General features: G+C 54.2%; 20 protein-coding genes. 5 read left to right on the top strand and 15 right to left on the bottom strand.

Going from position 1 to position 25007, the window contains the following annotated elements:
* Positions 1–35: 35 nt before the first annotated feature.
* From ACZYTD_RS14400 to pilM, 15 genes are all read right to left on the bottom strand, one after another.
* Complete coding sequence (locus ACZYTD_RS14400) at positions 36–3167, bottom strand: efflux RND transporter permease subunit (RefSeq protein ID WP_463893028.1); 3132 nt, start codon at positions 3165–3167, stop codon at positions 36–38.
* A complete protein-coding gene (locus ACZYTD_RS14395; RefSeq protein WP_463893026.1) occupies positions 3164–4270 on the bottom strand; it encodes an efflux RND transporter periplasmic adaptor subunit in 1107 nt (368 codons plus the stop codon). The genes ACZYTD_RS14400 and ACZYTD_RS14395 overlap by 4 nt, the downstream gene beginning before the upstream one ends.
* A 234-nt stretch (positions 4271–4504) precedes the next feature.
* A complete protein-coding gene (locus ACZYTD_RS14390) occupies positions 4505–4720 on the bottom strand; it encodes a hypothetical protein (RefSeq protein ID WP_463893023.1) in 216 nt (71 codons plus the stop codon).
* Positions 4721–4806: 86 nt separating this feature from the next.
* Positions 4807–5811, bottom strand: a complete 1005-nt coding sequence (trpS, locus tag ACZYTD_RS14385) for a tryptophan--tRNA ligase (RefSeq protein ID WP_463893021.1) — start codon at positions 5809–5811, stop codon at positions 4807–4809.
* A 19-nt stretch (positions 5812–5830) separates the two neighbouring features.
* Entirely contained in the window at positions 5831–6520 is a 690-nt protein-coding gene (locus ACZYTD_RS14380; RefSeq protein WP_463893020.1) for a phosphoglycolate phosphatase, read from the bottom strand.
* Position 6521: 1 nt separating this feature from the next.
* The gene (rpe, locus tag ACZYTD_RS14375; protein WP_463893019.1) at positions 6522–7196 is read right to left on the bottom strand and encodes a ribulose-phosphate 3-epimerase; all 675 of its coding nucleotides are present in this window, start codon (positions 7194–7196) and stop codon (positions 6522–6524) included.
* An 81-nt stretch (positions 7197–7277) separates the two neighbouring features.
* A complete protein-coding gene (locus ACZYTD_RS14370) occupies positions 7278–8114 on the bottom strand; it encodes a Dam family site-specific DNA-(adenine-N6)-methyltransferase (protein ID WP_463893017.1) in 837 nt (278 codons plus the stop codon).
* An 80-nt stretch (positions 8115–8194) separates the two neighbouring features.
* The gene (locus tag ACZYTD_RS14365) at positions 8195–9682 is read right to left on the bottom strand and encodes an AAA family ATPase (protein ID WP_463893015.1); all 1488 of its coding nucleotides are present in this window, start codon (positions 9680–9682) and stop codon (positions 8195–8197) included.
* Positions 9683–9732: 50 nt separating this feature from the next.
* A complete protein-coding gene (gene aroB, locus ACZYTD_RS14360; protein WP_463893014.1) occupies positions 9733–10815 on the bottom strand; it encodes a 3-dehydroquinate synthase in 1083 nt (360 codons plus the stop codon).
* 25 nt (positions 10816–10840) lie between these two features.
* Positions 10841–11359 (bottom strand): shikimate kinase AroK, encoded by a 519-nt coding sequence (gene aroK / locus ACZYTD_RS14355; RefSeq protein WP_463893091.1) that lies wholly within the window; start codon positions 11357–11359, stop codon positions 10841–10843.
* Positions 11360–11621: 262 nt separating this feature from the next.
* Positions 11622–13757, bottom strand: a complete 2136-nt coding sequence (locus ACZYTD_RS14350; protein ID WP_463893013.1) for a type IV pilus secretin PilQ — start codon at positions 13755–13757, stop codon at positions 11622–11624.
* Between the two features lie 21 nt (positions 13758–13778).
* Positions 13779–14300, bottom strand: a complete 522-nt coding sequence (locus tag ACZYTD_RS14345) for a pilus assembly protein PilP (RefSeq protein WP_463893011.1) — start codon at positions 14298–14300, stop codon at positions 13779–13781.
* Positions 14297–14905: a type IV pilus inner membrane component PilO gene (locus ACZYTD_RS14340; protein WP_463893010.1), complete on the bottom strand. Its 609-nt coding sequence runs from the start codon at positions 14903–14905 to the stop codon at positions 14297–14299. Before ACZYTD_RS14340 ends, ACZYTD_RS14345 begins: the two co-directional genes overlap by 4 nt.
* Complete coding sequence (locus ACZYTD_RS14335; RefSeq protein WP_463893009.1) at positions 14902–15498, bottom strand: PilN domain-containing protein; 597 nt, start codon at positions 15496–15498, stop codon at positions 14902–14904. Before ACZYTD_RS14335 ends, ACZYTD_RS14340 begins: the two co-directional genes overlap by 4 nt.
* On the bottom strand, positions 15486–16553 hold the full coding sequence (pilM, locus tag ACZYTD_RS14330) for a type IV pilus assembly protein PilM (RefSeq protein WP_463893007.1): 1068 nt from the start codon (positions 16551–16553) through the stop codon (positions 15486–15488). The genes ACZYTD_RS14335 and pilM overlap by 13 nt, the downstream gene beginning before the upstream one ends.
* A gap of 171 nt (positions 16554–16724) precedes the next feature.
* On the opposite strand from pilM, the gene ACZYTD_RS14325 reads away from it, so the two are divergent.
* The 5 genes from ACZYTD_RS14325 to ACZYTD_RS14305 all read left to right on the top strand — a co-directional run bounded on the left by ACZYTD_RS14325 (position 16725) and on the right by ACZYTD_RS14305 (position 25001).
* Positions 16725–19241 (top strand): penicillin-binding protein 1A, encoded by a 2517-nt coding sequence (locus ACZYTD_RS14325; RefSeq protein ID WP_463893005.1) that lies wholly within the window; start codon positions 16725–16727, stop codon positions 19239–19241.
* A 203-nt stretch (positions 19242–19444) separates the two neighbouring features.
* The gene (locus tag ACZYTD_RS14320) at positions 19445–21808 is read left to right on the top strand and encodes a hypothetical protein (RefSeq protein WP_463893004.1); all 2364 of its coding nucleotides are present in this window, start codon (positions 19445–19447) and stop codon (positions 21806–21808) included.
* A gap of 156 nt (positions 21809–21964) precedes the next feature.
* Positions 21965–23632 carry an energy-dependent translational throttle protein EttA gene (ettA, locus tag ACZYTD_RS14315; protein ID WP_463893003.1) on the top strand — a complete coding sequence of 556 codons (1668 nt, stop codon included), beginning with the start codon at positions 21965–21967 and terminating at the stop codon, positions 23630–23632.
* A 373-nt stretch (positions 23633–24005) separates the two neighbouring features.
* Positions 24006–24482 (top strand): Lrp/AsnC family transcriptional regulator, encoded by a 477-nt coding sequence (locus ACZYTD_RS14310; protein ID WP_463893002.1) that lies wholly within the window; start codon positions 24006–24008, stop codon positions 24480–24482.
* A 6-nt stretch (positions 24483–24488) separates the two neighbouring features.
* A complete protein-coding gene (locus ACZYTD_RS14305; RefSeq protein WP_463893001.1) occupies positions 24489–25001 on the top strand; it encodes a nucleotide triphosphate diphosphatase NUDT15 in 513 nt (170 codons plus the stop codon).
* Positions 25002–25007: the final 6 nt, after the last annotated feature.

The following is a 25007-nucleotide window of genomic DNA, read 5'->3' as shown; positions in this document are numbered from 1 at the left end:
AGCAGGTTCCTGCCTGCTCACCTGCCCGCAACTAATCAGCGAGCACTAAGTTCGCTAGTCCCACGTTCCCCGGGCTGCAATTGCTCTGCGGCCAGAGCCTGCTCCAACAGCTGCCCCTGGACTTCGGGAGCCTGAGTATACCGAGCCAACAGCCGGTAGAAGGCCGGCACCAGCAGCAGGGTAATGAACGTGGCCAGCAGCATGCCGAAGAAGACGACAGTACCCACCGCCACCCGGCTCTCGTAACCGGCACCACGCGATAGCATCAAGGGAATGGCCGCTATGATGGCCGTGGCTGAGGTCATCAGTATGGGGCGCAAACGCCGCACGGCAGCATTGATAATCGCCGTTTCAAAGTCCTGCCCTCGGCTACGGAGCTGATTGGCAAACTCCACGATCAAGATCCCATTCTTGGTCACCATGCCGATGAGCAGCAACATGCCGATCTGGCTATACAAATTCAGGCTCTGACCCAAGAGCCACAGTCCTAGCAGTCCGCCCAACACCCCCAAAGGTACGGTGAACATCACCACCAAGGGATTGAGGAAACTCTCAAACTGGGCGGCCATCACCAAAAAGGCCACCAGCAGAGCCAGAGCGAAGACCGCCAGCACATCGCTCTGACTGTCGCGATACTCTTTAGACTCACCCGCATAATCCACCGAGATACCCGCAGGCAGATTGCTCTTGGCCCAGCTATCGAGCCAATTCAGCGCCACGCCTTGCGTCTGCCCCGTAGGCAGGTACGCACTCAGGGTGATCGCCTTCTGCCGCTGGTAGTGACCCAAACGCTGGGCCGAGGCCACCACCTCGACCTGGGCCAGAGTAGCGAGACTCACCATCTCACCCTTGGCCGAACGCAAGTAGAGTCGATTCAGATCATTACCACTGCTGAAGTGCTGCTGATCGGCCCGCACATAGACGTCATACTCCTCGCCACGATCCACATAGGTGGTCTTGCTGCTGCCACCCAACAGGGTCTGCAGTGCTTGTCCCACATCCTGCAGCGATACCCCGAGCTGGGCCGCCCGTTCCCGATCCACGTTCACCCGGATCTCCGGGGTCTTGGCGGTATAATCCAGATCCGGGTTGTTCAGTAGTGGACTTTTGGCCACCTCTAACTTCAGGCGCTGAGCCCACAGGTCCAGCTCGGTATAGTCACTGCCCTGCAGCACAAACTGCACCGGCGCCTGGGAGCGGCCGCGAAAGCCCGGCTGATAGGGGCGCAAGGAGATATCGGGAATGCCACGCAGCAGGGTTGGCAGTTGCGCCAGAAACTGGGCGGCACTCTGCTCACGCTCGGCCCAATCGGTGAGCTGGATAGTCACCATGCCGCTCTGATCACTGCCTCGACCTAACGCAGGGGTACTGAAGCTGATGGCACTCACCACGCCCTTACCCACCAGCGGCAACAGACGGGACTCCACCTGCAGCATGTTGCGCTTCATGCGCTCTATGCTGGTGCCCTCGGCACCACGCACCATCACATAGATGACGCCTCTATCCTCAACGGGTGCCAGATTGGTGGGTACCCGCCAGTAGAGCCAGCCAATAGCTAACACCACCAGCAGCATCACCAGTGGAGCCAGCCAGGCCCGCAGTAACAACCAGTCCAGGAGCCGTCGGTAGACACCCTCCAGCCGGGTCATACCCCGCTCCAGCCATAGTGTCAGGCGAGTGGTTTCATCATGTTCACGTAGCAGACGTGCCCCCATGGCCGGGGAGAGTGTCAGCGCCACCAGGGCAGAGAAGAAGACCGCCAGGGCAAGAAACAGCGCAAACTCGGTAAAGAGTCGCCCCATCATGCCCTGCATGAAGGTGATGGGCAGGAAGACCATGATGAGCACCACAGTGGTGGCAATGACAGCAAATCCAACCTCCCGAGTGCCATGCCAGGCCGCCAGCAGAGGTGTACGCCCCAGCCGCAGGTGGTGGTGAATATTTTCCACCACCACTATGGCATCATCTACCACCAAGCCGATGGCCAGGATCAGGGCCAGCAGGGTGATAAGATTGATGGAGAAACCGAAATACCAAGCCCCGATACAGGCAGCGATCAGTGAAACCGGAACCGTCACCGCCGGGATCAGCGTAGCGCGCCACTGGCCGATGAAGAGATAGAGCACGCCCACCACCAGCAGACCCGCCACCGCCAGGGTCAGGTAGACTTCATCTATGGCCTGGCGGATAAAATGGGTACTGTTGTAATCCACCACCAACTCGGCGCCAGGTGGCAAAAAGCGTTGCAGGCGAGCGACCTCCCTCTCTACGCCCGCCGCCATATCCAGAGGGTTGGCCGTCGATTGGGGTATGATGCCAATCCCGATACTGAGTTGGCCATTCCGCTGGTAAGCACTGAGTTCATTCTTGGCCCCCTCCTCTATGTCGGCGACATCACCCAGGTAGAGCGTCTGGCCGCTGTCCAGGGTGCGCAGGGGCAAGCGACGAAAGCTAGCCGCATCCTGATACTGGCGCACCAGTTGCACCGGCAGCACCATGCTGTTGTTGCGCACTTCGCCGCCGGGCAGCTCCACATTCTCCCGCGCCAGAGCGCTCAGCACATCGTTGACCGCAATCCCCAAACCACTCATCTGGCTGCTCTTCAGGCGGATATACATGACTTTTTGCAGATCGCCGGAGAGGTTTACCGAGCTAACGCCATCCACCAGACTCAATGATTTGATGAGACTGCGATTGGCATAGTCCGTCAGCGCCACTCTATCCATCTGGGTACTGGAAAAGTTGAGCCAGATGGAGACTTCGCCCTCACCATTATCCCGGGAGACCACAGGCTCATCCACCTCATCGGGTAGCTGACGCCGGGCGCGGGAGACACCATCGCGGATATCGGAAAGCGCCTCAAGCATGTTCCAGCCCTGTTCAAACTCTACCGTGACACTGCTGCGCCCCTTACGGCTGGTGGAGAGGATGGAGCGGATACCACTGATACCAGAGAGTTGATCCTCTAGCGGTTTGGTCACCTGGCTCTCTATGATGTCGGCCGCGGCGCCCTCATAGGTGGTCGTGATGCTGACTGAAGGTGCCTGCACATCCGGCATCTCACGCACCGGCAAACGGGAGAAGGCCACCAGACCAAAGATGAGCAGCAGCAAGCTAGCCACCAGCGCCAACACAGGCCGCTTGATAGAGAGATCGGAAAGGATCATCTCACCTCTCCTACGGCGTTTGCGCTGGTTGTCCCGGCGCCCGGCTGCTTAGCGGCCGGAACCACCTTGACCTTCATGCCATCATGCAGGGCGACCACCCCTTCAACGACCAGAGGCTCCCCCCCCTGCAGACCGGAGAGCACGGCAATGCGGCTGCCCTGAGCCTCCCCTAACTCAATCTTGCGCCGCTGCACATGCTGATCGCTGCCCAGCAGATAGACAAACCGCTCGTTACCCTGAAATTCGATGGCCTGCACCGGGATCAGCGGCTGTTGCTCACTGGCAAAGGGCAGATCGACCTGCATCAACATGCCAGGCCGCAGCCGCTCATCGTCATTGGCAAACTCCAGCCGCACCTTGATATTCAGCGTCTCACTCTCCACGCGACTGTCGATAGAGCGGATCACACCGGCAAATGAAGCATCAGGCCAGGCCACCGCATGACCCGTCAGGGGCATGCCCAGTTGCAACTGGGACAGGTAACGCTCAGGCACCGCCAGATCCAGCCGCATCACCGAGAGATCATCCAGATGCAGCAGTACTTCCCCCGGGTTCACCAAGGCCCCCAAGCTGATGTCATAGAGCCCTACTCGACCGGCAAAAGGGGCCAGGAGACGACGTTGAGAGAGTTCGAACGCTGTAATATCCCGCCGAGCCTGGGCTTGGGCCACCACGGCGGCTTGCCCATCCAGATCGTTCTGGGTGACCACGCCCTTTCTGGCCAGACGGGTCAAGTCACTGAGTTTTCGCTGCTCGTTAACCAGGAAGGCCTCCGCTTCGGCATGCACCGCCCGCTGTCTGGCATCATCCAGCTGTACCAGACGAGTGCCAAACGCTACCAGCCCACCCTTCGATGAAGGCAGAGCCGTGACCCGCCCGCTCACCTCAGGGGTGATGGTCACCGACTGACTCGCTGCCAACTTGCCCACCAAAGGCAATTGATTGGTGACGACGACCCGCTGAACCGTTTCCAATCGTACCGTCGCCACCATCTGTCGCGTCTTGGCCGAGGATTGAGATGATGAGCTAACGATAAAGAAGTGATAGCAGAGCCCAAGGGCAAGCAAGAGCAGCGGAAGCAACCAGAGCAGACGTTTTGACATGAGAAGAGAGGCCAGCCAACCAGACAAACCGCTAGTATAACCCCATCCTGTGACAAATCTTTGTCGGACAATGGGTGCTGTTGACCAAGGAGGGCAAACCAATGGTCAAGCAAAAAATAGGCAAACCCACACGCCCAGATCATGCTCGGTAAAGAGAGGAATAAATAACAGGGTGGAGGCCTTGAGTCAGCGTAACCAGTCAGGCTTTCGGTCGAGATGTGGCGTTGTCAACAATTACCGATTGAGCAGGACACCATACTCCAGTTCACGTTCGCGCTGACATTCCGCCAAGTAGATAGCCGCCAGTACTGTGGGTTGCTGGTGGTAATCATCCACAGCCTTGGGCACCATCAGCTCCAGGGTCTTGACGGTTTTGGCCTTGCGAAAGCGACGCAGCCAGTAATCTTTGTTTTCTAATTCGATTTGTTCTATCTGTTCTGGTTGTGACATGAGATCTCAACATTAAGTAGTCAGTAATAAACAGGAGCCAGAGCGACCAACCAGGTCACTCTGACCACACCCTAGTTTGGAATGGTTCAAGCCTTGGGCAACAAACCAATGGCATCATAGACTCGGGCCAAGGTTTTTTCGGCTCGTAAACGCGCCTTCTCCGCCCCTTGATGCAACACAGTCAGCAGATGACTTTCATCTTCACGCAAGGCATGGAAACGCTGCTGAATCGGCTCCAACAGGGCAACCACAGCATCAGCGGTTTCGCCCTTGAGATGACCATACATCTTGCCTTCGAAGTGGCTCTCGAGCTCAGAAATGGGACGCCCGGTGGCGCCATGCATCAGGGTCAGCAGGTTGGAGACCCCGGGCTTTTCTGCCACATCGTAACGCACCAAAGGCGGCTCTTGTGAGTCGGTGACGGCACGCTTGATCTTCTTGGTGATAGATTTGATATCTTCCAACAGGCCGATCACATTGTTTTGATTGTCATCGGACTTGGACATCTTCTTGGTCGGATCTTGCAGACTCATGACCCTGGCACCCTGATCGGGGATAAAAGGATCCGGCATGGTGAAGATATCACCATACAGAGTGTTGAAACGATAGGCTACATCGCGAGTCAATTCAAGGTGCTGCTTCTGATCATGCCCCACCGGCACCTGATTCGCCTGATAGAGCAGGATATCGGCGGCCATCAGCACTGGGTAACCAAACAGCCCCACGTTGACGTTATTTTCGTAGCGCTGGGACTTGTCCTTAAACTGGGTCATCCGTGACAGCTCACCCATCTGGGTGTAACAGTTGAGGATCCAGCCTAATTCCGCATGCTGAGGCACATGAGACTGGATGAAGACAGTGCTCTTGTTCGGGTCTATACCCACGGCCAGGTAGAGGGCGGCAGCATCGAGACAAGCCTTGCGCAGGGCTTGCGGATCCTGGCGCACTGTGATGGCATGCAGATCGACTATGCAGTAGAGACAGTCATAATCATCTTGCATGGTCACCCACTGCCGCAGGGCACCCATGTAGTTGCCAATGCTCAATTGCCCCGAGGGTTGGGCACCACTCAGTACTATGGGTCTAGTCATAGCGTCGTGTTTCCTTCAATTAATTAACCAGCAACAGCTCTTCGAGCTGGCTGAACTCATCCATGACCCAATCAGGAGCCGATGACGCTATTGATTCACCGTGGTTATAACCATAGGTCAGACCCACCACGGGAATGGCTGCGGCCTGGGCAGCCAGGACATCGTTCTTGGAGTCGCCTATCATCAGGGTGCGAGCTGGCGCGATCTGCAGTGCCTCGCAGATATGCAGCAGAGGCGCCGGATCGGGTTTGCGTACGGGTAGAATATCCCCACCCAGTAACATGTCAAACAGCGGCAGCAGATTGGCGGCCTGCATCAGGGGTTCCACAAAGGGCGCCGGCTTGTTGGTCACCACAGCCATGCGATAGCCAGCTTGGCGCAGACGCTGCAAGGTCTCACTCACCCCAGGGAAAACGGAAAAATTACGACTCAGGCTGGCATGGTAGTGGGTATCAAAAGCAGAACGCACTCGCTGGAAGAGCTCGGCATCCACCTCCCCCACCAACAGATGTCGTTGCTGTATGGCTCGCTTTAGCAACATATCGGCGCCATTGCCAATCCACATCTGCACCTGAGCCAGCGTCACCGTCGGCAAGTCGCAGCAGGCTAGCGCAGCCTCCACAGCCAGAAAAAGTTGTGGCACGCTGTCGATGAGGGTGCCGTCCAGATCGAACAGCAGCAAATCAAACTGCGATTGTTTATCCCGCATCTCAGCCGTGGGCCTTGGCCAGCTCGGCACGCATTTGATCGATGACCGTCTTGTAGTCTGGCTGACTGAAGATGGCTGAGCCCGCCACAAACATATCGGCCCCGGCGGCGGCGATCTCACGGATATTATCCACCTTGACGCCACCATCAATTTCCAGACGGATGTCACGGCCACTCTCATCGATGAGACGACGAACCTGACGCAGCTTATCCAGAGTGCCAGGTATGAAGCTTTGACCACCAAAGCCCGGGTTCACTGACATCAGCAGGATCACATCCAGCTTATCCAGCACATGATCCAGGTAGTGCAGGGTCGTGGCCGGGTTGAAGACTAAGCCAGCCTGGCAACCGTGATCCTTGATGAGTTGCAGTGAACGATCAATATGCTCGGAAGTTTCAGGATGAAAGGTGATGAGTGAGGCACCGGCCTTGGCAAAATCGGGAATAAGACGATCCACCGGCTTCACCATCAGATGTACATCAATCGGCGCCTGGATGCCAAAATCACGCAGAGCCTGGCATACCATAGGGCCTATGGTCAGATTGGGGACATAGTGGTTATCCATCACGTCGAAATGCACCACATCGGCGCCAGCGGCCAGCACATTGGCCACATCCTCACCCAGACGGGCAAAGTTGGCAGACAGAATCGACGGGGCAATCAAAAACTCTTTCATCAAGGATCTCATCTAATGGCGGTTGCAAAAACGGGCAAATATTACTCCAATACGGCGCCTGACTCTAGGGCAAGCGCCGCGTCACGGCGACTCGAATTCCATGCCGGGCAGATAGAGGGCTAGCAGCTCCCCTACCTTTTGCCTATTTCCTGCACTGCGGCTGATCGTACGTTTGACTTGAATTTCCAGTAAGTCGGCACCGCGGTACAACTCATAGGTCAAAGGGGTGGCATGGTTACTGATGAGCACAGGCACCCGCTGCTCTATCACAGTCCGGCGCGCCAGGCGCGCCAGCAGGGCTTGATCATCCAGGGTGAAGCCACCGGCTGCGTAGCTGGTGAAATTGGCCGAACTGGACAGGGGTACATAGGGTGGGTCGCAATAGACCACATGATCGGCCTGCAGCCGAGTGAAAGTCTGAGCGTACGACTCACACAGGAACGTGGCTTTCTGCGCCTTCTCGGCAAACCCCCACAACTCCTCTTCCGGAAAGTAGGGTTTCTTGTATTTGCCAAAGGGGACATTAAATCCGCCTTTTTTGTTATAACGACAAAGCCCGTTATAACCATAGCGATTAAGATAGAGAAACAGCGCCGCACGCGCCGTGGTATCTGTAGTTCGATTGAAGGCTTCGCGCAGTTCGTAGTAGACCAGTTTCTGATTGTTGCCATCCACAAACAGGCGACGAGACTCGGCAATCACCTGTTCAGGCTTGAACTTGAGCAGATTATAAAAATTGATTAGATCTGGATTGATGTCGGCAAGCAGGTACTCTTCAAACTCGGTATTCAGAAAAACCGAACCTGCCCCGACAAAAGGCTCCACCAAGACTCGTCCAGCGGGCAACCTGGCAGTTATCGCATCGGCCAGTGCATATTTCCCTCCGGCCCATTTAAGGAATGCGCGCATTTTCTTCATGAGTATCAGATCTGAACTGCCCGGAATTACCATAAAAAAGGGGGCGCATTGTAGCCCCCGAAGAATATTGCCGCTATGGCTTACTTGATCTCTTTTTGCACCTGGGCAAAGGACTTAGGCCAAGGTGCACCACGCTTAACCTGCGCTGGCAGCGTTGCAATGGCCGCCTTGGCCTGGGCCGAAGTAGCATAGTCACCCTGGATCAGTACAAACCAAGGCTTACCCTGGTACTCGGTCTGGTAGACCCAACTGGTCTGAGGCAGCGAGAGCTGGCGAGCCGACTGTTTCAATGCCGCCAGATCGGGGCCAGCTGAGAGTTGCAATGTATAGTGACGAGCGGGCTTCTGCTTGAGCTCAGCCAGGTTACCCGTGCCAGCAGCCACACCACTCTTGTTGGCGACGGGTTTGGCCTCGACTTTAGGCTGCGACGGCTTGACCGTCGGTGCAGGTTTAGCCACTGACGTAACCGCCGCACTCGCAGCGGCGCCACTGACCTCATGACCTTTGAGCTTTTGAGCCAATGCGGGTAGCTGCTGCACTGACGTCACGGCACCGGAGACGCCTGCAGACGCCGAGTCAACTGCACCGCTGGCTGCTGGGACAGTACCATTTTTCTGGCTAGCCATGATGTCTTTGACCACTTGATCGGCAATGACCACCCGGCGAGTCTCCCCATTTCCCCCCTCCTCAGCGGTCAAATCCCCCTGAGGCTCAGCAGGCAGGGCACCGCTATCCGACACAGGATTGACGCTCTGGGCTGCCGAGATCACAGTCCCTTCGGCAGCGGAGACCATGGTCTGCTCAGTAGTGACACCGCCCGGAGTAGTCGGATTGGTTGAGAGCAGTGGCGGCAAAACCCAGCTCAACAACAAGATACCCCCGACCACCACAGCACCAGTGGCAACCAGTTTATTCGTTGGCAATTCTTTGAGTTTTAACAAACTTTTCTTATCCATTATGCTCTCCGCCAATGCAACAATTCTACCTGGGTTTCCGGCACATGATCTGAGTCTATCGGCCAGGGCGGCAGGATTAGGCATATGCGCCACAACACCGCCAGTGCGCAGATTAAACTCCAGTAACCGGGTTTGCTCTCGGCTTACCAAAGGCTCAATTTCCAGCTCGAGCACTGAACCCTCTCGTCCCCGGAGCCTTCTGGCGCGTGATTCGCCCCATTCACTGTGACCACAGAATAACACACCTATTTTGTGGGAAATCGGCAACGCATCATTGATGCAGAGAAAATCCCACAACTCGTCGATGAACTCATCTGGGGCAAGATGCGCATCATCCACCACTAACAGCAAACGGATTGGCTCACTCCCCAGCAAACGGAACAGCGAGTCACCCAGAGTATCAGCAGGATCGAATACCGGGTTGATCAGCAACTGCTGGATCAAGGCTTCCCGAGCCTTAGGCAAAGAAAGCTTGTCAAGATAGGTCAGGTAAGCCACGCGCCAGGGGGGATCAAAGCTGGTGAGTAAGAGTTCACACAGGTGCGTCTTACCGCTGCCCTGGTTTCCAGAGAGGAAAATACAAGGTGAAGAGACCTCAAACAGGTGCCGCAACCGCAACACCATTTGAGATTGGCTTTCTAATTCAGGAAGATCCCGAGTGGTCACACCATCCGTTCCGCATCAATGATCTGTTGCAGTAAGCCTGGTTCTACATCGGCAAAGAGATCAGCCGAGCCAATACCCGTGGGTAATACCAAGCGTAGCTTGCCGGATAACACTTTTTTATCACGCATCATGTGGTGAATAAAGGTCGTGAAATCCATTTGAGCAGGAGCCACCACAGGTAACTTGGCCGCCACCAGCAGTTGGCGGATCCGCAAGGCCTGTTCAGCCGTCAGCAAACCAAGAGCCACAGCCGTAGCTGCTGCCAGTACAGTGCCTGCGGCAACCGCCTCGCCATGCAACCAGTTGCCGTAACCCTGTTCAGCCTCGATAGCATGACCAAAGGTATGCCCCAGATTGAGCAAGGCCCGGACACCCGTTTCTGTCTCATCCTGTGCCACCACATCAGCCTTGATTTGGCAGCAACGAAAGATAGCCTGAGCCAACAACTGGGTATCCAATGCCAGCAACTCGGCAGTATGCAGCTCCAACCAGGCGAAGAAGGCTGCATCCCAGATGATGCCATACTTGATCACCTCAGCCAGCCCAGCCGAAAGCTCGCGCTCGGGAAGCGTGGCCAGGCAATCGGTATCAATAACCACAGCCTTGGGCTGATAGAAAGCCCCTATCATATTCTTGCCCATGGGGTGGTTGACTGCCGTCTTCCCCCCCACCGAGGAGTCAACTTGGGAGAGCAGTGTGGTGGGCACCTGAATGAAAGGTACGCCACGCTGATAACTGGCGGCGGCAAACCCCACCAGATCGCCTATCACTCCCCCCCCCAAGGCAACTAGAGTCGTATCGCGACCATGATTACCTTGCAATAAAGCAGTCATGATCTGATTAAAACTCTCCAGATTCTTGTACTCTTCGCCATCAGGCAAAATACAGGTATCCAGTTGCCAAGCAGCCAGGGTGCGTTGTAACCGCTCCAGATAGAGAGGGGCTATGGTGACATTGGTGATGATCATCACCCGCTTACCCTTAATAACCTGGGCAAACAGAGTCACATCATCCAGAAGACCCGGTCCAATCGAAATGGGATAACTTCTTTCTGCCAAAGCGACCGTCAATTGCTCCATGTCACCCGCTCCCTCAACTCAAGCCTTATAAACCCAGCAGTTGCGCAATCTGATTGGCAACCAACTTGGCACTCTGTTCATCGGTGCGCACCACGTAATCGGCGATTTCGCGATATAAAGGTTCGCGTTCATCGGCCAGACGAATCAGAACATCCCGAGGATCTTCTTCTGTCTGTAACAGCGGACGACGCTTATCCCGCTGGGTGCGTGCCAATTGTTTTTCAATTGGCGTTTCGAGGTAAACCACTATGCCGCGTGCAGAGAGGCGATTACGAGTCTGGGTGCTTTTGATCGCGCCCCCACCCGTCGCCAGGACAATCCCTTGCAGCTCGGTCAACTCACCGATGACTTGCTCTTCCCGTTTACGGAAGCCGTCTTCACCTTCTACATCGAACACCCAGCTAATATCAGCCCCGGTGCGATGCTCGATCTCCTGATCTGAGTCAAAGAACTCCATATGCAGTTGATCTGCCAGATGTTTACCAATGGTGCTTTTACCGGCCCCCATGGGGCCCACAAGGAAAATATTGCGTTTCTCAGCCATTTTATTCGTCAAATAGTCAAAACTAACCTGCCCGCATGCGGCGGGATCCAAGGACATATATCCCTAACGTTTGAAACTGGACGGGGAATTATGCAGCAGCGCTCCCATGATAGCAACTTGGCATGGGTTAGAAGCGGCAGAAAGCACCCTGTACGAGTCCCTCCTGTATACTTCTCGGGCACAATGATGAAATAGCGTTCAAATAGAGACAACAAGGCCCAGCTTAGCTGGGCCTTGTTCATACTTCCAATACAAACTTAAGTTACAGTTGCGACTCCAACACTATCTTGGGCGTCACGAAGATCAGCAACTCACGTTTGGCATTCTTCGATGTAGTATTGCGGAACAACACACCCAGACCAGGAATATCGCCAAGCAACGGGATCTTGGTGACGTTCTTCTTGATGGTCTGCTGATAGATACCGCCCAATACCAGAGTCTCACCGTTGTCAACCAGTACCTGAGTGCTGATTTGTTGGGTGTTAATGGCGGTTCCTGTGCCGGTACCTGTCTGTACCGTCTCACCCAAGGTGTCTTGGGTCACCATCAGATCCAGGATTACACGATTATCCGGTGTGATCTGCGGCGTCACTTTGAGACTCAGCACTGCCTTTTTCCACTCTACCGAGGTAGCACCACTAGAAGTCGATGCGTTGCTGGGGAACTCAGTACCCTGCTCTATGAGCGCCTCCTTCTGGTTAGCCGTGGTGACCCGAGGGCTGGCGATGATCTCGGCCTTATTTTCGTTTTCCAAGGCACTCAACTCCAGATCCAGCAAAGAGCCATCTGCCAACTTGGCTACTTGGAAGGCCAAGCGACCAGCATTGGCCGCCGCCACCGGTAAGTTGACGTTGAGACGGTCATTTATAGCAGGAACCGAACCTCCTCTTATCGCATCATTACCCGCAATAGAACCCGAAGTAGAGCCATCCTGCTGGGCCTTACTATAACCCCAGCGAACCCCCAGCTGCTCATCGACACCATCGTCTATGGTGACCATGCGCGCCTCGATCACCACCTGTTTGACCGGAACATCCAGCACTTTCAACATGCTCTTGATATGGTCGACCACCTCAGCCGTATCCTTGAGCAGCAGGGTGTTGGTCCGCTCATCCACGCTGACCGCCCCCCGGCTAGAGAGCAAGCGGGTCTTGTCGGTTGACAGCAGGCTGGCCATCTCAGCCGCCTTGGCATAGTTCACCTGAATATATTCAGTAACCAGAGGAGCCAGCTCAGCTACCTGGTTCTTGCTCTCCAGGCTCTGCTTTTCCCGAGCCGCAATTTCCTGAGCCGGAGCCACCAGCAGTATGTTGTTATCCAGACGCTTATCCAGCCCCTTGACCTTCAGCACTGTATCCAGAGCCTGTTCCCAAGGCACACCATCCAGACGCAGGGTAATGTTGCCGGTCACCGTATCTGTGGTGACTAGGTTGAAGTTGTTGAAATCCGCAATCAACTGCAGCACGGTACGGATCGGCACATTCTGGAAGTTCAGGGAGATGGGTTTACCCTTATACTTCACCTGGTCAGCCCCGGCCTTGGCTGTTGCCTTCAGCGGTGATACCTCGATGATAAAGAGATCCTGCGCCTGATCATATTGGTAGTCATAGCGACCACTCACAGCCAGATCCAGTACCACATCATTTCCCTGATGAGATACATCTACCTTGCCCACCGGCGTGGCAAAGTCAGTGACATCCATCAGCGCAATCAGCTCACTGGCTACATCGGTAGCGTGGAACTTGGCAACAATGTGATTACCACGATTAACTATGTCCACGGCCGCGGAACTGTTATCCAGCCCCACCAACAGTTGACCTGCGCCATCCTTACCCCGTTTGAAATCCAGGCTCTTGATGCGGTTAATGGCGGCACTGGTAACCGGTGACTTGGCAGCCGGGGCAGCCTGAGTACTCTTGGCCGTAACCGGAGCAGCCTGGGCGACTGCCGTTGCGGCAGCCGCCGTTGCAATGACAGGCGCGGCGTCAATCTGCGTCGAACTATTAACCCCTTGGCCCATAGTCACCAGCAACTGGTTTCCCTTCTGGGAGATCTGGTAAGGCATCAACTGATTAAGCGCGATAGCCACATCCAGACCATTGCCATTGGGTGCCACACTAACCTGCTGAATACCCTTGCGTTCGACAGGGATTTGATTCATCGCCAAGCCTGAGCTGGCTTCAGGCAAATGCACCAGCAACTGGTTAGGCTGATATTTCAGGCGATCAGAGAAAGCGGTAACCGGTTCATTAAAGGTAAGTTCAAGCTGTAACTGGTCGGCCAGTAATGGATTTACCTTTACTTGTTCCAGACGAGCAGCTGCAAAAGATGAGCTGCACACACCGGCCAGTAACGCCAAGGTAACAAAACGTCCAATCCGTGATATTTGTTGTGTCATAACGATCCCTGCCTGCGCGACCTATTGTGCGACCAGAATATTTAACTTGGTTGTCCGCTTCGTCCAGCAGCCGCTTCCATCTGGAACAAACTCAAGCAATTCGATTGAATCCGTGTTTATTTTGGTAACCCGCCCATGGTTCAAACCAAGGTACTGCCCAACACTGACCCGATACACTTCCCCCTCCTGCGACTGGATCAGCGCCCAAAGGGCACTTCCAGACCCCAGTGTTCCCTGCATAGATAAATTATCTAGCGAAAACTGCTCCAGGGGCTGCTTCTTCCGATTAGCCTCTGGTTGCACACAATCCTTCTTCACCCTGGTAGCAGGCAAAACCAGCTCAGGTTGAGGCTCGGCAAACGGGGTTCGCTCTGTGTTAGGGTGATATTTCTTGGCTTCGAAAGGCCGGATCATTGGCAGAGGCTCTATCGGCAATGCCGGGCGAGCCTTCACCTGAGCCACATACTCATCCAAGTCATCGCTTCCCGTACATGCAGCTAAGAGCACACAGGCTGACAATAACAACCAATGTCTATTCATCATTTTGTGCCTCCAGCTGGTTTAGAGGCGAGCGGCTTCTCATTGTAACGGAAGGTCTTGGCCAGCATGCTCATCAACAAACCGCCCCCAGTGCCGCGTACAACAGTAAAACTGTCCAAGATGACAATCCGCGGCAAAGCGGCAACATCTGCGGTGAACTTGCCCAACTGGTGATAGTCACCAGAGACTTCAATTCGCATTGGTAACTCAGTGGAGAACTCATGAGGAATTTCAGGTTCCCAATTGATACGCAGCAGCTTGAGCCCATTATCCATGGCAATAAAACTAATATCGTCGAGCAAACCCGCAACTTCGTTTTTGTTTGGCAGTTGTTTCAACTGTGCCTGCAGCAAAGCCTCCAGCTCTACCATCTGCCCCTTATAGGCGTCCAAATTACTGGCCAAGCTGGCTTTTTGCTCAAATTGTCCCTTGAGCTCAATTTCTTTTTGCTGCACAACATCAAGGGCCTTGATTGAATCAGCAACCAGATAGTAGTAACCACCGAAGGCAATCAAAACCGCCACGACCAATACAAAGAAAACTTTGATGGGTAGAGGCCAACTGCCCATGTTGTCAAAATCAAGTTCGTTTAACTCTTGCAGATTCATGACTGGCCTCCCTGGCTGCCATTTGCAGGCTTCTTATTATTCTCTTCAGCCTCATGCTTGAGCACTTTGAACATCATAGAGAACTGGCTCAAGGAGATCGGCTTGCTGTCTGAGGCGAATATGGAACTGATAGTCGTTTGCCCTAACCAGCCACTGCGGTCAATGAGCCGCATCATGTTGGCAACCCGGCTATGAGCCTCAGTCTTGCCCACTACATCCACTTGATTATCCTTATAATTCAAGGAGTCAAGATACACCCCGGCAGTCACCAAAGAAGGCAGCGCATCATACAAATGCACAGCAAGATTTCGGCTCTGCTGCAACTGATCGATGAGCCGCATCCGCTCAATCAACTCAGCACGCCGCACCTTGAGTTGGTTAATCTCACCAATTTTCGCATCCAACTGCGCAATTTCGGTTTGCAAATACTGATTCCGCCCCTCTTGCCGGGTAATGGATTGCTGATACAAGAAGTTGACCACCAATACCAGCAGAGCCGCAGCCAGGGCACCACCACCCAACATGATAAGAAACTGCGATTTTTGACGCTGTTTGGTCGCCTCACGCCACGGCAATAGGTTTATATTTGACATGGTGTAAAGCTCCTCAATGCCAACCCCAGCGCAGTCATATACTTAGCGCCATGTTTGTTACTCTCAGTGCGCAGCTTAGGCGTAACAGAAAATGGATCCGGGTGAACAACCTCCAGTTGCAACTCCAGAGCCAACTGCTCACTGAGCCCGGGAAGCAGACTGCCTCCCCCAGAGAGCACCAACATATCCAGTTCACGATAGCCAGACGAGCTACAGAAAAGTTGGATATTCCGTCTGATTTGCTGAACCAACAGGGTGATGTAAGGCGCTAATACGTCCATCTCGGCATCAGGCGGCAGCTTGTTCTGCACCTTGGCTCTTTCGGCCTCATCCATCGGCATGCTGTAGAACGAGGCGATGGACTGAGTGAAGTTCTCACCACCGAAGCTTTGCAATCTCGAGTAGACAATTTCACCATTGATCATGACACCAAAGGTCAAAGAGACGGCACCTATATCCACCACGGCACAAATAGACTGGGATTTGTTCTCAGTCAGATCCGGCAGTAACGAGATAACAGAGCGGGCCAGAGCATGGAGACCCACATCCACGACCTTAACCTGGAGTCCGGCATCCTGCAGAGCACCCACGCGCCCGGTGATACTATCGGTACGCGCCGCACTCACCAACACATCATTGCGTGTTGGATCTGACAGGTTAGGACCCAGTACCTCAAAATCGAGACTGATTTCATCGAGTGGGAAAGGAATAAGCTGTTCAGCCTCCATCTGGATATGCGTCTCCAGGTCGGCCTCGCCCAACTTGCTATCGACCTGCGTCACCTTGGTGATCACATTCGAGCCCGAGACAGCCGTTGCCGCATACTTGCCACGGGTGGGCAGCAGCTTCAACAACTGCTTGATGGCTTGTGAGGCTTTTTCTATATCCTGCAGTTGAAAATCAACCACAGCACCTTTTGGCGTGGCGACTTCGACGCATGCATCAATCTGGTAGCGCCCAGGTTTTCCCGACACCACCACCGCTTTAATGGTCTGGCAACCGAAGTCAATACCAACCATCGAGAACAAACTACCTTGATTTATTAGGCCTAACATAAGTGCTTCCGTGCGGTTAGAGGCGGCATGATATCCCTTTGTGTCCAGATGCTATTACAGATACAGCCTGGAATACCACCTAAGCATAGCTTCCAAACCTCTCGAATTTGAAGTAGTTAACAAATATACTTCCTGCCAGTTTCCCCAATCATCCTTGCTGGAAGTACACTCATGCTCAAATGGCTTAAGCGCCTGTTTTGGTTAGGCCTATTATTAGCGGCACTCGGCGTCGCTGCTGTGGCCGCCTTTTATTTCAAGCTAGAGAGCGAGTTACCCGATGTTACCGGTCTACGGGGTGCCGCTTTCGAAACACCAATGCGAGTCTACAGCTCAGATGGGGCTCTCATTGCTGAGTATGGGGAAATGCGCCGCATCCCATTGAAAATACAAGAAATTCCCATTCAAATGCGCGACGCTTTTTTGGCCATTGAGGACTCCCGTTTCTATGAACACTCGGGAATCGATCCCATAGGCATAGCTCGGGCAGGCGTAGTCTGGTTAACAACGGGCCACAAGAAGCAGGGCGCCAGTACGATAACCCAACAGGTGGCGCGTAATTTCTTCCTGAGCCGAGAAAAAACCCTACTGCGTAAAATCACAGAAGTGTTTCTCGCTTGGCACATCGAAAAAGAGCTGAGCAAAGATGAGATACTCGAACTCTACCTCAACAAAATTGCCTTGGGCTACCGTGCCTTTGGCGTAGGCGCGGCAGCGCAGGTCTATTATGGCAAGAGCGTAAGCCAACTGACACTAGGGCAAATGGCTGTTATTGCCGGTCTACCCAAGGCGCCCTCCCTGCTCAACCCCATCCGCTCCCCACAACGGGCCTTGGCTCGCCGCAATCTGGTGCTCTCACGCATGCTGGCGTTAGGCAAGATCACCCAAGAACAGTATGCCGAGGCGTTCAAGGAACCGATTGCAACCCGTTACCACGGTGCAGAAATCATGCTCAACGCCCCCTATCTCGGCGAAATGGTGCGTAAATTCATGATCGAGCAACATGGGGATGAAGCCTATACCAAGGGTTTCAATGTCTACACCACCCTCTCCTCTGTACGCCAGAAGGCTGCGGATGATGCCGTATTTCAGGGGCTGATGGACTACGATCTGCGCCATGGTTATCGAGGCGCTGAAAAGCGGCTCTGGCAGGCCAAAGAGCCGGCCTGGAGCAGCGAACGGTTGAATGACTATCTGGATGATCTGACCAGCAGTGATCCCTTTGAACCTGCGGTCGTGGTACGTATCCGCGATCGCCAGGCCGATGTGATGTTGAAAGGCGGGCTGGAAGGCACCCTGAATTGGGATGGCATGAAGTGGGCGCGCAGCTTTATCAGCGATGAACGCCAAGGCCCGGCGCCACGCAAAGCCAGTGACATACTGCACGTCGGCGATCTGATCTGGGTCTGGCCAGTGGATGACAGCCAGCTGCGACTGGTGCAGATCCCGGACGTCAATGCCGCCTTTGTTGCCATGAACCCGCAAGATGGTGCCATTGAAGCGCTAGTCGGTGGCTTCAGCTTCGAACAGAGCAAATTCAATCGGGTTGACCAGGCGCAACGTCAGGCGGGCTCCAACATCAAGCCCTTCATCTACTCAGCCGCCTTCAACTCAGGTTTTACCCTGGCCTCCCTGGTCAATGATGCCCCGATCAATCAATGGAATCCTGGCCAAGGCACGGTCTGGAGCCCCAAAAACTCACCACCGGTTTATGATGGCCCCATCACCCTACGCGAAGCCTTGGCTCGCTCGAAAAACGTGGTATCTGTACGTCTACTGCGAGCCATAGGCATAGATAAGTTGATGGATCACCTGCGCCTATTCGGTTTTGATGTCAAAGCCGATCAACGCAACGAAGCATTGGCGTTGGGAGCCATTGAAGTCACCCCCATGCAACTGGTCACCGCCTATTCCACCCTGGCTAATGGTGGCTTCAAGGTAAACCCCTACTTCATAGCTCGAGTGGAAGATGCCCAGGGTAAGCTGGTTTACGAAGCCACGCCAGTTGCAGCCTGTAAGGGATGCAGCAAGTTGCAGGAGCAGGGACTAGATGACGCCAAAGCCTATCTGGATGTACTCCCCGACTGGCATGCCCAATGTGCCATAGATCCTGCCATTACCGCCCGGATTGCCCCCGCCATCATCAGCGAAGCCAACTCCTTTTTAGTGGCTGAAGCCATGCATAGCGCCATCTTCGGCGGCCGGGACCGCGGTATGAATGGCACCTGGTTGGGCACGGGTTGGCGCGCTGCCAAAGCGCTGGCTCGCCAGGATATCTCAGGCAAGACTGGCACGACCAACGAGGCCAAGGATGCCTGGTTTTCCGGCTTTAACGGCAAACTGGTCGCCACCGCCTGGGTTGGCTTCGATGACCACAGGCGCAAATTGGGCCGCTCCATTGCCGGTAATGAGTATGGTGCCAGTGCGGCGCAACCCATCTGGATTGACTTTATGAAGGTGGCGCTACAAGGCATGCCAGAAAGCCCGGTGGCGCAGCCCGAGGACGTGGTCACAGTGCGTATCGACAGTGCCTCCGGTATGCTCAGTGGCCAGTTTGACAACAATGGCCGGGTGGAGTTTTTCCAAAAAGGGAGCGAACCCACCCAGGCTAACCCCGGCAATGCCACTCTGTTTGGCGAGGGCCCCTCCGCCGCCACGGGCACAGGCACCAGCACAGACGATATATTCTAGACAGATGGTTCTATTTGCCACCAAGATCCTTTATAAAGAGCCCCATTGTGGGCTCTTTTTTTAAGCTGCCCCAAGCGCAGTGAGTGGCTGAAGTCTGTCTCATCACAGTCCAGCCGTTCGATACCTGACCGACTTCAATTTTTATCCAAATGAATACATGGATAATAGTGAGATCAAGAAAACAACACCAAGGACGGGAACCCATGGGATTTACTAAACAAACATTAGCGACCCTAGTCAGTCTGGCACTGATCACGGCATGTGGTGGTGGCAGCGCGCCGATAGGTGGTGGCACTACAGACGGCGGCACAGATAGCGGTACCAGTGGCGCTTCAGCGACTTACACCCTGGCATTAAGCCTGAAAGCGTGTGATGACGTAGCCACTCTCAGCACCTGTAAAGAGCAGAGCACACTACCGGCAGATAAACCCAATCTGGTGGAAGCCACTGTGCTAAATGAGAAGAGCCAACCCGTGCAAGGTGCGGTTGTTGATGCCAGCACTGACACCTACAAAATAGGGGTAATACAAGCTCCAGCGCGAACTATGACAGATACACAGGGCAAGGCTCGCTTTACTCTTGTAGCCGATGCGGCAAACGGAAATGAGGTAGGAAATGTAGCTGTCACCGCAAAATTTACGGGTTCTGATGGTATTGAAAAGTCACTGACCAAGAACAAAAACTTCAGCTTTGGTGCACTCAATCTCACCATGGAGTTGACCACTAACGTTAGTGAGCTGGCAGCCAACGGTACGGCTGCTATCACGGCTAAACTATTTAATAATGGTGAGCCGTACACAACCCCTGTCACCGTCACCTTTAGTTCTCTCTGCGCAACCAATAGCAGCGCCACCTTAGATAGTTCGAAAATAAGCAGTAATGGCATTGCTCTTGCCACTTATAAAGGCAGCTATACCAGTGCGGATGGGACTAGTTCCTCATCTTGTAATGGTGATGATACTGTGACAGCCAATGTTGGTAGCCTGCAAAAATCTCTGGTTATTTCAAATGTTCAAACCGTAGCATCTGCTATCCTTGCTGATGACCCAAGTGACTCAGTTATATATATTCCAGGAAGCGGATTGAAGAGCTACGCAACCGTTTCTTTTAAAGTCACCGACAGTGATGGGCGCCCTAAATCTGGTGAGTTAGTAGATTTTTATTTAGAAGGCATAAATACCAGCACCGAGGGGTATGATAATTATAGTGTGTCCCCTAAACAGGCCATGACCAATAGCGATGGCAAAGTAACAACAACAGTAAATGCAGGCACACTACCGACCTCAGTGGTCGTGGCGGCAAAGCATCATGCCAACAATCAAATTAAAATTGCAAACTCAAAATCTATTGCAGTTGCACTCGGGCTACCGACACAACGTGGGTTTTCATTTTATGCTGACAAATATAATCTTGATGGGTGGTTGAAAAACGATTCAGAGGCCAAAATCACTATCAGCATTACTGACCGCCAAGGCCATCCTGTTAAAAATGATACCAAAGTATATCTCTACACAAACTATGGTCTAATAAAGGGTGACCTAAATAGTAGCACAGGTATCACTGGCTACTGTATTACCAAAAATGGCGTTTGCAATGCGACCCTTGTAACAACGGATCCCAAACCTGCCACTGGCCGTGTAGAGGTCTTGGCCTATGCGGTAGGTGAAGAGAGTTTCAGCGATCTCAATGGCAATTTACTTTTCGATGCAACAGATAAAAGATATGACGATGATAAAAAACCCGATGTAGATGAGCCATATCTCGATGTCAACGACGATGGTGACTTTGATCAAGGCACAGATCAGCCCTTCGATCTGGATCAGAGCGGTGGCTATAGCCCGGCTGATGGCAAGTTTACCGGGCTTTTCTGTACATCTGCCACCTTGGCGTCAGGACTCTGCGAACAAAAGTCTGTTCATGTTTATGACAACCTGCAGTTCAAGTTTACTGGGCTGCAAGGTGGTAATGGCGCCGATCCGCAGATATTAATCCAGGAGTGCTCAACATCGGATAGCAGTAACGCAACAGATGTTGATTCAAAAACGACCACAGCTAAAGCTAATTGCTGGCCAATACCTCGTCCGCTGTGTGTCGACTCTAACGGTGCAGATGCAGACAAAACAGGGACATATGAGCCTAACGAGGGAACGTATAGCTGCGATGACTATGCGTGTAATGACGCCACAGATGAAGTAAAGGATAATTGTCCGAAGTCTGGAGTTAAAGCAGTTACTTCTGTGACAATAGGGTCATCTGCAAAGTATATGCGTTTTATGCCAAGAGTTGTTATGCGTGATACAAAGACATCTGACATACTGGCAATCAACCCTATCCCGGGGGATAGTGACCTAACCATATCTAACGATAATGGCACAGCGGCTGAGTCATGCTGTGGTGGTACCAGCTACACCTCCAAATATCCAGGGAACTGGAAAGAGCCAGATTGGTTTTGGTTCCAGATTAAGCCTGAAAAAACACCTAATGATGTTCATGATGGTGATTTGAAAATTACAGCAAAGAGTGGAAACACGTCCATTACTTCACAACCCATTAATGTTCATGACTAATTGAATATTGGTGTTAAGTAAAATAATAACGGGCCTTTGTGGCCCGTTTGTTTATCCTTTACATACTCATAGATCTTCTGTGCCCCCGCTTTTCCCCCCTCGCCCCTTGGGCTAGAATGGTCGCCACTCCATTCCATGGCTAACAACGAGACTTATATGGCTCAGTTTATTTACACCATGAACCGGGTGGGCAAGGTGGTTCCGCCCAAACGGCATATTCTGAAGAATATCTCCCTCTCCTTCTTCCCGGGCGCCAAGATCGGCGTGCTGGGTCTCAACGGAGCGGGTAAATCGACTCTGCTGCGCATCATGGCGGGCATTGATACCGAGATCGAGGGCGAAGCCCGTCCACAACCCGGCATTAAGATTGGCTATCTGCCCCAGGAGCCCAAGCTCAACCTGGAGCAGACGGTGCGTGAGGCGGTAGAGGAGGCGATGGGGGAGCTCAAGCGCGCCCTGACCCGGTTGGATGAAGTCTACGCTGCCTATGCCGAGCCGGATGCCGACTTTGACAAGCTGGCCAAGGAGCAGGGGGAGCTGGAGTCAGTCATCCAATCCCTGGATGGTCACAACATGGAAAACCAGCTGGAGCGCGCCGCCGATGCCCTGCGCCTGCCCGCCTGGGATGCCCAGATCAAGCACCTCTCAGGGGGGGAACGCCGCCGGGTGGCACTCTGCCGCCTGCTGCTGGAAAAGCCCGACATGCTGCTGCTGGACGAGCCCACCAACCACCTGGATGCCGAATCCGTGGCCTGGCTTGAGCGCTTCCTTCACGACTACGAAGGCACTGTGGTGGCCATCACCCACGACCGTTACTTCCTCGATAACGTGGCTGGCTGGATCCTGGAGCTGGACCGCGGCGAGGGTATCCCATGGGAAGGCAACTACTCTTCCTGGCTTGAGCAAAAGGATGCCCGTCTGGCTCAGGAAGCCAGCTCGGAAGCAGCCCGCCGCAAGTCCATCGAGAAGGAGCTGGAGTGGGTGCGCCAAAACCCGAAGGGACGCCAGGCCAAATCCAAGGCCCGTATGGCCCGCTTCGAGGAGCTCAATACCGCCGATTACCAGAAGCGCAACGAGACCAACGAACTCTTCATTCCGCCAGGACCCCGTCTGGGCGACAAGGTGGTGGACGTGGCCAACCTGCGCAAATCCTATGGCGATCGGGTGCTGATCGACGATCTCTCCTTCTCCATTCCCAAGGGCGCCATAGTTGGGATCATAGGTCCTAACGGCGCCGGTAAATCGACCCTGTTCCGCCTGCTCTCGGATCAGGAGCAGCCGGATGCCGGTAGCATCACATTGGGAGAGACAGTACAGCTGGCGTCCGTAGATCAGTTCCGCGACAAGATGGATGACAAGAAGTCGGTGTTCGATGAGGTGGCCAACGGCCAGGATATCCTCAAGATCGGCAATCTGGAGATCCCCAGCCGCGCCTATATCGGCCGTTTCAACTTCAAGGGGGCGGATCAGCAGAAGCGGGTCGGCGAACTCTCCGGGGGTGAACGGGGTCGTCTGCATCTGGCCAAGCTGCTGCAAGCGGGCGGCAACTTGCTGCTGCTGGATGAACCCACCAACGATCTGGATATCGAAACCCTGCGCGCCCTGGAAAATGCCCTGCTGGAGTTCCCCGGCTGCGCCATGGTCATCTCCCACGATCGCTGGTTCCTCGACCGCATCGCCACCCATATCCTCGATTATCAGGATGAGGGCAAGATCGCGTTCTTCGAGGGTAACTTCAGCGAATACGAAGAGTGGAAGAAGAAGACCTACGGCGCGGATGCCATCCAGCCCCACCGCGCCAAGTACAAGCGCATTACCAAGTAATAGCGACTGCGCCATAACATTCACGGGGCCTACGGGCCCCGTACTTTTTTACCGCATACCAGAAAGAACAAAGCCAGCCCCTAAGGCTGGCTTGTGCTCTTTGCACTTCCCCATCCCGGTAAGGATGTTCACTTGGCCTGCTACCCGGGTTAGGCAGAGGTTGCCGTGGTACGTCGCATCCGATGAGATGCCTTGCCGCCGCTGACGCCGGGTTTGGCGTGGGCTCAACCACTGAAGTTGAAATAATCATACCCCTGATGCCGGGGTGAGTGGTTGCGAAGTCAGGTCAATCTCAGCCATAATTTGCAATAGATGACTCAGCATTGTTAATATTGCGCAATAATATCTCACCAAGCATCTAATAAAGGAAATCATGCAGAAGCTGGATCGCATCGATCGCAAGATCCTGACCCTAATGCAACAAAATGGCCGCATCAGCAATCTGGAGCTAGCCGAACAGATTGGTCTCTCCCCCTCCCCCTGCTCGCGTCGGGTCAAGGCGCTGGAAGATGAGGGGCTGATCCGTGGCCATGTGACCCTGCTCAATCCGGATCGCCTCAACCTGAAGCTCACCGCCTATATCCACGTGACGGTCGACAAACACACGCCGGAGCGGCTGGAGAGTTTCAACCGGGAGGTGAGCCAGATGCCCGAAGTGCTGGAGTGTGCCCTTATTACGGGTAACGATGCCGACTACCAGCTCACCGTCATGGTGCCGGATATGGACCACTACCAGCAGTTCCTGCTGGGCAAACTCACCCGCATCGACGGCGTCAACGGCGTGCGCTCCAGCTTCGTGCTGCGTCAAATCAAGCAGCAGACCGCCCTCCCCCTGGATCACCTGGAGTAATCACCCATGGCTGAAGAGCAAGCGCACAAGGCCCAACCCAGAGTGGGGATAGGGGTAATAGTGGTTAACGCCGAGGGGCTGATACTTCAAGGGCGGCGTAAGAACAGTCATGCCCCCTACTGGTCTATTCCGGGGGGCCACCTGGAGTTGGGCGAGAGCTTCGAGGCTTGCGCCATCCGCGAAGTGGCCGAAGAGACAGGTCTGCTGATCTCAACCCCCAGAGTCATAGCCGTGAATAACGATCTGGTTACCTTCGCCGAGTGTGGCAAACACTACGTCTCTGTCACCCTGTTAGCCGAGCCGGTCGGCGGCGAACCCCGTCTGCTTGAGCCCGATAAATGTGAAGGGTGGCACTGGGTTGACCCTCACCAACTGCCCGAGCCACAATTTGCCGCCAGTTGGCAGGCCGTGGCGTGTTGGCTGGCCGGAATTTCCTATCTACGCGAATCACAACTTGAACCCGAGCTGTATCGGCCGCACAAGATCCCCAGAGAGTTGTCGCCAGACTCCTTTGACTAGGCGTAA

It is taken from the genome of Pseudaeromonas sp. HNCC25DJ180 (assembly GCF_055413345.1).
The sequence above is the reverse complement of the archived record's forward strand: the minus strand, read 5'-3'. Positions and strand labels throughout refer to the sequence as shown.